We start from the raw sequence: 10,006 nt of genomic DNA on the forward strand, positions 1-10,006 counted from the left end.
GTCGGTCTCGGCCCGCAGTGCCTCGACGACGGCGCGGCGCCGGTCGGCGATCTCCGGGACCGAGCGGCGCTTCATGGCGCGAAGGTGCGGCCCGGCATCCGGCAGCCCGGCGACCTGGGCGTCGTAGGTCATGACGCCCCGCACGTCGAGCCCCACCCCCAAGGCTGCTCGCACCACGGCGAGGGCCTGCGCGGGCGTGCGGGTCGGCGAGCGCCGCACGCCGAGGTGCACCGGGCCGACACGAAGCGAGGCGTCGACGTCGAGCGCCACGCCGAGGCCACGGGCGGCGGCACCCAAGGTGTCGCGCAGCCAGCGGACGTGCTCGACGGAGTCGATGGTGACCGTCACCTCGGAACGCAGCCGGTCGTCAGCAGCGACCGCCCGCAGGGCCTCGACGTCGACGCTCGGGTAGGCGACGAACACGTCGCGGACCCCGGCGCTGACGAGCCAGACCGCCTCGGGCACGGCATACGCCATGACGCCGGCGAACCCGGGGCGGGCGAGCACCCGGTCGAGCAGGACGCGGCACCGCAGTGACTTCGAGGCGACCCTGATCGGCAGGCCGCCGGCACGACGCACGAGGTCGTCGGCGTTGGCGTCGAACGCGTCGAGGTCGACGGCGACGAGCGGTGACGGCAGCCCTGCCGTCGCCGATTCCCACGGGTTCACGCCCCGACCCTACTGAACCCCGACCTCGGGCCCGTCGGCGGTTGGGGCACCACCGCGTCGGGTACTCCCCGCCGGACATCCCGCACCCGACATCGCCCCCAACATCCCCCTCCGGACATACCCCGCCGGCCTCGTTCGCCCGGTGGCAGACTGCGTCGGTGACCGAGGACGTCGAGACCTACGTGGGCGACCCGCCCCGCACGCGCTGGCACCGCGCATGGGCTGTGGCTGGCGTGACGCTCGCGGCCCTCGTCGCGGCCGCCGCCTTCCGGTCCTCGACCGGCGTGCTGCTCGAACCCATCGAGCAGGAGTTCGGCTGGTCGCGGGCCACGACGTCCGGCGCGGTCAGCCTCAACCTCGTGCTCTACGGCATCAGTGCACCCTTCGCCGCCGCCGCGATGGAGCGGTGGGGGGTGCGGCGAACGGTGACCACGGCGCTGGTCGTCGTCGGGGTGGCGAGCGGGCTCACGACGGTGATGACGGCACCGTGGCAGCTCTGGGTGCTCTGGGGTGTGTTCATCGGGGTCGGCACGGGCGCCATGGCGCTGGTGTTCGGTGCGATCGTCGCGAACCGCTGGTTCCACACGCAGCGCGGTCTGGTCACCGGGGTCTTCTCGGCGGCGAGCGCAACGGGGCAGCTGATCTTCCTGCCCGTCATCGCCCGAACCGCCACGGACGCCGGGTGGCGGCCCGCCGCGCTCATCGTCAGCGTGCTCGCACTCCTCACCGGGGTGCTCGTCGTGGCCTTCCTGCGCGACCGACCCAGCGACGTCGGGGTGCTGCCCTACGGGCTGCCACCGGGGACAGTGGTCGACGCGCCACAGGCACCGACCGCATCACCCGCGGTCGTCGCCGTTCGGGTGCTGCGGTTCGCCAGCCGCACCTGGGTGTTCTGGGCACTGGCCCTGACGTTCTGGATCTGTGGCTGGTCGACCAACGGCATCATCCAAACCCACTTCATCCCCGCGGCCCATGACCACGGGATGCCGTCCACCACGGCAGCCGGGTTGCTCGCCCTCGTCGGGGTGTTCGACATCGCCGGCACGATCGCGTCGGGGTGGCTCACCGACCGGGTCGACCCTCGGTGGCTGCTCGCCGGCTACTACTTCGGGCGCGCGCTGTCCCTGGTGGCACTGGATGCCGTGCTGGCCCCCGGCATCGTCCCCGGCATGTGGGTGTTCATCGTCTTCTACGGCCTGGACTGGGTGGCCACCGTGCCACCGACCGTGGCCCTGTGCCGAACCCACTTCGGTCTCGAACGCTCGGGGGTCGTGTTCGGGTGGGTGTTCGCGTCCCACATGATCGGGGCCGGGGTGGGAGCCAGCGTCGCAGGGCTGGTGCGCACCGACCAGGGCGACTACCACTGGGCGTGGCTGATCGCGGCGGCGATGTGCTTCGCCGCGGTGGCCCTGTCCCTGTCGATCCCCCGGCATCCCCGCATCGACCAATAGGTCACTCCAGGTACGCAAGCCACAGACACCCGTACCGACTGGCCCCGTTGGCTCCGACTTCGTGCGACTTACCCACGCTTTCGGGTCTGTTTTGGCCTGGGCAACGGTTATCAAGTCGCACGAAGTCGGGTGAGGGCCGCCGCCCCCCTGCCCGCCAGGGTCAGCCGACGCGGGTCACGACTCCGGTCGCCAGGGCGTTCAGGGCGTCCTTGGCGTCGCTGTCCGGGAGGGCGGTCAACACGTCCTGCGCGCGACGGGCCACGGCATACGTGTGCTCACGAGCCAGGTCCACCGCCGGGTGGGCTCGCAGCAGGGTCAGCGCCTCGGCAAGCCGGTCGTCATCCGAGAGGTCCCCGGTCAACAGCGCCTGGAGTCGGGCATCGGCAGGATCGGTCGAGGCGAGGACGTGCAGCACCGGCAGGGTGCGCTTGCCCTCACGGAGGTCGGTGCCGGGGGTCTTGCCCGTCTCGTCGGCGTCGGACTCGATGTCGATGAGGTCGTCCGCCAGCTGGAACGCCACCCCGAGGCGTTCGCCGAACTCACGCATCGTCTCGATGGTCTGCTCGTCGCCACCGGAGAACATCGCCCCGTACCGCGCAGCGGTGGCGATCAGCACACCCGTCTTGTCGGCCAGCACCCCGAGGTAGTACTCCACCGGGTCGGTGCCCGCGGGGCACGGCCGGTCGTCGCGGATCTGCCCCGAGCACAACCGGATGAACGTCTGCGCCTGGATCTTCACGGCATCCGGGCCGAGGTCGGCGACGATGTCGGAGGCCGTTCCGAACAGCAGGTCACCGACGAGGATCGCCGTGGAGTTGCCATAGGCCGCGTTGGCGCTCGGCGCCCCCCGACGCACGTCGGCCTCGTCCATGACGTCGTCGTGGTACAACGACGCGAGGTGCGTCAGTTCGACGCCGGCGGCTGCCGCGACGACCTGCTCGTTGATGCCGTGGGTGAGCTCGGCCGTGAGCAGGGTCAGCAGGGGACGGAAGCGTTTGCCCCCGGCCGCCGTGAGGTGTGCTCCGGCCTCGGCGATGAACGGGTCGTCGTGGTCGACGCGCTCCTCGATGAGCGCGTTGACCGCGGCGAGCCCCGCCCCGAGGCGCTCACGCAGGTCGGCAGTCGCCCCCGGCAGGTCGAGCACCGAGGGGGTGCCGCGCTGGGCAGGGGTGGCCGCCACGGGCGTCACAGGAGGAACTCGGAGGCCGAGCTCGCGATGTCGAGGAGGAAGCCGGGCACGATGCCGAGCACGGCCGTGACGAGGACACCGACGGTGATGCCGATCGTCGACGGGATCGACGGCGTGAGCGCGACGACCTCGTCGCCCTCCTCGGTGGAGGCCTCGGTGAAGTACATCAGGACGATCAACCGGACGTAGACGAAGGCCGTGACCGCCGAGGCCAGCACGGCGATGACGACGAGGACGACACCTCCGGTGCCCGCCTCCACGGCCGGCGCGAACGCCGCGAACTTGGCGGTGAAGCCCGAGGTCAGCGGGATACCGGCGAACGCGAGCAGCAGGAACGAGAACGCCCCGGCCACGACCGGGTGACGCCGGCCCAGGCCGGCCCACTGCGAGAGGTGCGAGGCCTCGGACCCACCCTGACGGACCATGGCGATGATGCCGAACGCCGCCACCGTCGCGAAACCGTAGGCGACGAGGTAGAACATCACCCCGCCGATGGCCGCCTGCGAGAACGCCAGGACACCGACGAGGATGAACCCCGCGTGGGCGATCGAGGAGTAGGCGAGCAGTCGCTTGACGTCGGTCTGGGTGACCGAGAGCACCGCGCCGACGACCATCGTGATCGCGGCGATCGCCCAGAGACCGTCCGACCAGTCCCAACGGCTCGCGCTGACACCCACGTACGTCACCCGCAGGATCACCCCGAACGCGGCGAGCTTGGTGCAGGCCGCCATGAAGCCGGTGATCGGGGTCGGCGCACCCTGGTAGACGTCGGGGGTCCACGAGTGGAACGGCACGGCGCCGACCTTGAACAACAGGCCGATGAGCACGAGCACGACCCCGGGCACCAGGAGACCGTCGAAGTCACTGGACGTCGTGGAGATCGCGGCGGCGATGACCCGCAGGTCGGAGGACCCGGCGAAGCCGTAGAGCAGCGCCGCACCGAAGAGGAAGAACGCGCTCGAGAAGGCGCCGAGCAGGAAGTACTTGAGCGCGGCCTCCTGCGAGAGCAGACGGCGGCGGCGCGCCAGTCCGGTGAGGACGTAGAGCGGCAGCGAGAGCACCTCGAGTCCGACGAACATCGTGATGAGGTCGTTGGCGGTGAGGAAGACCATCATCCCGAGCACCGCGAACAGCGTGAGCGGGAAGACCTCGGAGGTGGCGTACCCCGCCCGTGTGGCGACGTCCTCCTGGGACGAGCCGGGCGTCGAGGCACCCATGGGGGTGAACGCGTCCGAGCCGACCCCGCCGAAGCGCTCGGCCATGATGAGCACGCTGAGCGCGGCCATCAGCAGCAGGGCACCGATGAGGAAGACCGACACCCCGTCGACCACGACGGACCCACCGAGGGTCACCGTGAGGTTGTTGCGTGACCACACCACGAGAGCCACGAAGGCCGCGACGAGGGTGAGGACCGCGAGGCCGACCTGGATGCCGTGGCGGCTGCGTCGCGGAGCGAAGGCCTCCACGACGACACCGATGAGGGCACCCGCGACGACGATGAGCATCGGGGCGACGGCGGCGTAGTCGATGTCGACGGCCGAGAACTCGGGGTTCACTTCTCACTCCCGGAGGCATTGGCGGGGGCCGGATCCGAGACGCCGACGATCTGCAGCGTCCGGTCCACGGCCGGGTTGACCAGGTCCAGCACCGGCTTCGGGAAGAAGCCGAGGAAGAGGAACGAGGCGATGATCGGCGCGACGACGACCTTCTCCCGCCAGGACAGGTCCGGTGGGGCCTCGCCCTCGGCGAAGGTCGGCTTCGGGCCGGTCATGACGCGCTGGTACATGAGCAGGATGTACAGGGCCGCGAGGACGATGCCCACGGCGGCGATCACGGCCGCCCACGGGTAGCGCATGAACGTGCCCTGCAGGACGAGGAACTCGGAGACGAACGACGACAGGCCGGGCAGGGCCAGGCTGGACAGACCGACGACGAGGAACGTGCCGGCGAGCACGGGGGTGACCCGCTGCCAGCCGCCGTAGTCGGGGATCCGCTTGCTGCCGCGGCGGGCCACGAGGAACCCGGCGATCAGGAACAACCCGGCCGTGGAGAAGCCGTGGTTGACCATGTACAGCGTCGAGCCGGCGCCGCCGACACTCGTCAGGGCGAAGATGCCCAGGACGATGAAGCCGAAGTGGCTGATCGAGGTGAACGCGATGAGCCGCATCATGTCGGTCTGCCCGATGGCGAGCAGCGCACCGTAGATCACCGAGATGACCGCGAGGGTGATGACGACCGGGGTCGCCCACTGCGAGGCCTCCGGGAACAGCTGGAGGCAGAAGCGGATCATGCCGTAGGTGCCGACCTTGTCGAGCACGCCGACGAGCAGCACCGCGGTTGCGGGGCGTGCCTCGGTGGCGGCGTCGGGCAGCCACGTGTGGACCGGCCACATCGGGGCCTTGACGGCGAAGGCGATGAAGAAGCCGACGAACATCCAGCGCAGTGCCTCCGGGGAGGCATCAAGGTTGCCGGTGAGGTTCTCGATGAGGAAGCCGTCTGATCCACCCGGGCCCGCGAAGTACACGGCGATGACCGAGACGAGCATGATGAGCCCGCCCGCGAGGGAGAACAGCAGGAACTTCACCGCGGCATACTGACGCCGCGGTCCACCGAAGAGCCCGATGAGGAAGTACACCGGGATCAGCATCGCCTCGAAGAAGACGTAGAACAGGAACACGTCGGTGGCCGCGAACACGCCGACCATGAACGCCTCGAGGACGAGCATGAGGGCGAAGTACCGCTTCTCGCGCGAGTAGCCCTCGTCGCTGACGTCGTTCCACGCGGCGAGCAGGCAGATCGGCGTGAGGATGGCCGCCATGACGATGAGCGACAGGGCGATGCCGTCGACGCCCACCGCGTAGGAGACACCGAACTGGGGAATCCAGGGGTGGACCTCGGCAAGCTGGAACTGCTCGGTGGCGCCGGTGTCGAAGCGGGCCCACGCCATCAGCGCGAGGACCAGGGTCACCAGCGAGGCACCGAGGGCGATCGGCTTGGCGAGCCTGGCCGAGTCACCGGGCAGCGCGGCCACGATGATCGCGCCGAGCAGCGGCACGACCATCATCATGGTCAGCAGGGGCAGGGAGCTCACTGGATCACCCACAGGATGCCGAGGATGGCGACGACGCCGGAGAGCATCGTCAAGGCGTATGACCGGGCGTACCCGTTCTGCAGTCGTCGCAGTCTCGAGGAGAGGCCTCCGACCAACGCGGCGAGACCGCCGACAGCGCCGTCGAGGCCCCTTGCGTCAGCGAAGACCAGTCCGCGGGTGAGGTGGATGCCGGGGCGCATGAACAGTCCTTCGTTGACGGCGTCCTGGTAGAGGTCCTGGCGAGCAGCCCGCGTGAGCACCGAGCCGCGGGGGGCGACCTCGGGCACGACGTCCTTGGCGTAGCGAACCCAGGCGAGGTAGGCACCGGCCGCGACGAGCGCCAGGGTCAGCGCCATGATCACGGGGACGGGCAGCACCGGGTGCTCCTCGCCGTGCTCACCGACGACCGGCTCGAGCCAGTGGGTGAAGACCCCGGTCGGGCCGAGGGCCAGGCCGAGGAAGGCCGAACCGACGGCGAGCACGATCATCGGGATGGTCATGGTGCGGGGCGACTCGTGCGGGTGCACGTCGTCGGCCCAGCGGCGCTCGCCGTGGAAGGTCATGAAGAACAGGCGGGACATGTAGAACGCGGTGACGCCGGCGCCGATCATGGCGGCACCACCGAGCACCCACGGCTGCCAGCCCTCGCCGACGAACGCGGCCTCGATGACCTTGTCCTTGGACCAGAAACCCGAGAACGGGGGGACACCGAGGATGGCCAGCCAGCCCAGCGCGAAGGTCGCCCAGGTGATCTTCATGACCGTGGACAGCCCACCGAAGCGGCGCATGTTCACCTCGTCGTTCATCCCGTGCATCACCGAGCCTGCTCCGAGGAACATGCCGGCCTTGAAGAAGCCGTGGGTGAGCAGGTGGAAGATCGCGAAGGCGTACCCGACGGGGCCGAGACCGGCCGCGAGCATCATGTAGCCGATCTGGCTCATCGTCGAGGCGGCCAGGGCCTTCTTGATGTCGTCCTTGGCGCAGCCGACGATCGCCCCGAACACCAGGGTGATCGCACCGACGAGTGCAACGGCCAGGCGGGCATCGGGAGTGGCGTCGTAGATGACGTTGGAGCGCACGACGAGGTAGACACCGGCGGTGACCATCGTCGCCGCGTGGATCAGTGCGGAGACCGGCGTGGGGCCGGCCATCGCGTCGCCGAGCCAGCTCTGCAGCGGGAACTGGGCGGACTTGCCGCAGGCACCGACGAGCAGCAGCAGGCCGATCGCGGTGATGGCCCCCTGGTTGGCGGTGGCGACCCCCTCGTTGACCGTGGCGTAGTCGACCCCACCGAAGGTCACGAACATGACCATGATGGCGATCGACAGGCCGAGGTCACCGACGCGGTTGACGAAGAAGGCCTTGTTCGCGGCACTCGCGTACGCCGGGTTCCAGTTCCAGAAGCCGATGAGCAGGTAGGACGCGAGACCGACGCCCTCCCAGCCGACGAACAGCAGGAGGTAGGAGTCCGCGAGCACCAGCAGGAGCATCGAGGCGATGAACAGGTTGAGGTACGCGAAGAAGCGCCGCTTGTCGGGGTCGTGCTCCATGTACCCGATCGAGTACACGTGGATCAGCGACCCGACGAACGTGATGAGCATGACGAAGGTCAGCGACAGCGGGTCGGCGAGCAGCCCGAGGTCGAGCTGGAAGGACCCGGCGGGAACCCAGTTCCACAGCGTCAGGTGCTGCGCCCGCTCCTCGGTGGGCAGGCCGATGAGGTGCAGGATGATGGCGACGCCGACGAGGAAGGATCCCCAGGACATGGCGGTCGCGAGCAGCGGACCGAACTTGTCCGTTCGACGCCCGCCGAGCAGCAGCACGGCCGCACCGAGCAGGGGCAGGGCGATGAGCAGCCACACGAACGCGGATGCGCCGCTCGCGTCGACTGGGGCCAGCCCGCTGCCCTCGGTGATGAGTGAGGTCACTGGTGCTCCTTACAGCTTCAGCAGGTTGGCGTCGTCGACCGAGGCCGAGCGGCGGGAGCGGAAGATGGCCATGATGATGGCCAATCCGACGACGACTTCGGCTGCCGCGACGACCATGACGAACAGGGCGATGACCTGACCGTCGAGGTTGCCGTTCATCCGGGCAAAGGTCACGAAGGCGAGGTTCGCGGAGTTGAGCATGAGCTCGACCCCCATGAAGACGATGATCGCGTTGCGCCTGGTGAGCACCACGGCCGCACCGATGACGAACAGGATCGTCGCGAGGTAGATGTAGTTGACGGGGTTCATCGCTCCTCCCCCTTGGCGATCTCGGCGTCTCGTTCGGCCTCGGCCTCGATGAACGGCGTCGGCGACTGGTTCTGGTCGCGGGCGGTGAGCACGCGGGAGACGGAGAGCTCGGACGGGGTGCCGTCAGGCAGCAGGGCCGGGGTGTCGACCGCGTTGTGGCGGGCGTAGACACCGGGAACCGGCAGGCCGGCGAGGTGCTCACCGGAGCGGAAGCGACGGGTGCTCCACTCGCGCTGGTTCGGCGCCCGACCGAGCCGCTCGCGGTGGGCCAGCACCATGGCACCCAGGGCCGCGGTGATGAGCAGCGCACTCGTCATCTCGAAGACCCAGACGTAGCGGCCGAAGATCAGCTGCGCCATCCCGGTGACGTTGCCGACCTCGCCGTTGATCGCACCGACGCCGACCGGGTCGCGGAAGGCGACCCGCCCGATGGCAGCGGCGAGGATGCCGCCGAGGCCCAGGCAGAGGACCGCGGTCACCCAGCGCTGGCCGGGCAGGGTCTCCACGAGGCTGTCGGAGGAGTCGACGCCGACGAGCATGATGACGAAGAGGAACAGCATCATGACGGCGCCGGTGTAGACGAAGATCTGGATGACACCGAGGAAGTCGGCACCCTGGGCGATGTAGAAGATGCCGAGGATGATCATCGTCAGGGCCATGCCGAGCGCCGCGTGGACGGCCTTCTTGGCAAAGACCAGACCGAGGGAGCCCAGGACCGCGAGGGGTCCGAGCACCCAGAAGAGCACCTGCTCACCGGTGCCGGTCACGAGGTCACCTCCGCGTCGGTGGGGTGGGCGTGCTCGGCGACGTACGCACGCTGCGCGTCCGTGGCTGCCGACACCTTCCCGAGGTAGTAGTCGCGCTCCTCCATGCCCGGCGCCATGGGGAACGGCGGGGTGAGCATGCCCTGCTGCACCGGGGCCAGCAGCTGGTCCTTGGTGAAGATCAGGTCGGCCCGGTTGTTGTCGGCGAGCTCGTACTCGTTGGTCATCGTCAGCGCGCGCGTCGGGCAGGCCTCGATGCACAGGCCGCAGAAGATGCAGCGCAGGTAGTTGATCTGGTAGACGCGGCCGTACCGCTCCCCGGGGCTGAACCGGCCGGAACCACCCTCGGAGTCGTCGTTGCCGGCCCCTTCGACGAGGATCGCGTCAGCGGGGCAGGCCCAGGCGCACAGCTCGCAGCCGACACACTTCTCGAGACCGTCAGGATGCCGGTTGAGCTGGTGGCGTCCGTGGAACCGAGGTTGGGTGGGGCGCTTCTCCTCGGGGTACTCCTCGGTGATGACCTTGCGGAACATCGTCGAGAAGGTCACCCCGAATCCGCCCACGGGGGCGAACAGGTCGGAGAAGAAGCCGGACTTCTTCTTCTG

Annotated in this window: 9 protein-coding genes; 1 reads left to right on the forward strand and 8 read right to left on the reverse strand. The window is 69.3% G+C overall.

The features are described 5' to 3' along the window. A partial coding sequence (locus PLL68_RS02090; protein WP_324531184.1) for an alanine racemase occupies positions 1-669 on the reverse strand: 669 nt, incomplete at its 3' end. Positions 670-827: 158 nt separating this feature from the next. Between PLL68_RS02090 and PLL68_RS02095 the strand changes: the two genes are divergently transcribed. Beyond that, positions 828-2,120, forward strand: a complete 1,293-nt coding sequence (locus tag PLL68_RS02095; RefSeq protein WP_324531186.1) for an MFS transporter — start codon at positions 828-830, stop codon at positions 2,118-2,120. 160 nt (positions 2,121-2,280) lie between these two features. Here PLL68_RS02095 and PLL68_RS02100 read toward each other — a convergent pair whose 3' ends face one another. The 7 genes from PLL68_RS02100 to nuoI form a co-directional block, all read right to left on the reverse strand. Beyond that, positions 2,281-3,300, reverse strand: coding sequence for a polyprenyl synthetase family protein (locus tag PLL68_RS02100; protein ID WP_324531188.1), 1,020 nt, complete (start codon positions 3,298-3,300; stop codon positions 2,281-2,283). Between the two features lie 5 nt (positions 3,301-3,305). Beyond that, entirely contained in the window at positions 3,306-4,865 is a 1,560-nt protein-coding gene (gene nuoN, locus PLL68_RS02105) for an NADH-quinone oxidoreductase subunit NuoN (protein WP_324531190.1), read from the reverse strand. Beyond that, positions 4,862-6,400 (reverse strand): NADH-quinone oxidoreductase subunit M, encoded by a 1,539-nt coding sequence (locus PLL68_RS02110; RefSeq protein ID WP_324531191.1) that lies wholly within the window; start codon positions 6,398-6,400, stop codon positions 4,862-4,864. Before PLL68_RS02110 ends, nuoN begins: the two co-directional genes overlap by 4 nt. After that, complete coding sequence (nuoL, locus tag PLL68_RS02115; RefSeq protein WP_324531193.1) at positions 6,397-8,328, reverse strand: NADH-quinone oxidoreductase subunit L; 1,932 nt, start codon at positions 8,326-8,328, stop codon at positions 6,397-6,399. Before nuoL ends, PLL68_RS02110 begins: the two co-directional genes overlap by 4 nt. 9 nt (positions 8,329-8,337) lie before the next feature. Next, on the reverse strand, positions 8,338-8,637 hold the full coding sequence (gene nuoK, locus PLL68_RS02120; RefSeq protein WP_159901273.1) for an NADH-quinone oxidoreductase subunit NuoK: 300 nt from the start codon (positions 8,635-8,637) through the stop codon (positions 8,338-8,340). Next, on the reverse strand, positions 8,634-9,404 hold the full coding sequence (locus PLL68_RS02125) for an NADH-quinone oxidoreductase subunit J (protein WP_324531197.1): 771 nt from the start codon (positions 9,402-9,404) through the stop codon (positions 8,634-8,636). Before PLL68_RS02125 ends, nuoK begins: the two co-directional genes overlap by 4 nt. Further along, a partial coding sequence (gene nuoI, locus PLL68_RS02130; RefSeq protein ID WP_324531199.1) for an NADH-quinone oxidoreductase subunit NuoI occupies positions 9,401-10,006 on the reverse strand: 606 nt, incomplete at its 5' end. The genes PLL68_RS02125 and nuoI, both read right to left, overlap by 4 nt.

Source organism: Ornithinibacter sp., assembly GCF_035443565.1.
GTDB lineage: Bacteria > Actinomycetota > Actinomycetes > Actinomycetales > Dermatophilaceae > Fodinibacter.

Bases quoted from the DNA above. Each gene is read 5' to 3' on its own strand.
- nuoK (WP_159901273.1), bottom strand. From the start codon at position 8,637: ATGAACCCCGTCAACTACATCTACCTCGCGACGATCCTGTTCGTCATC.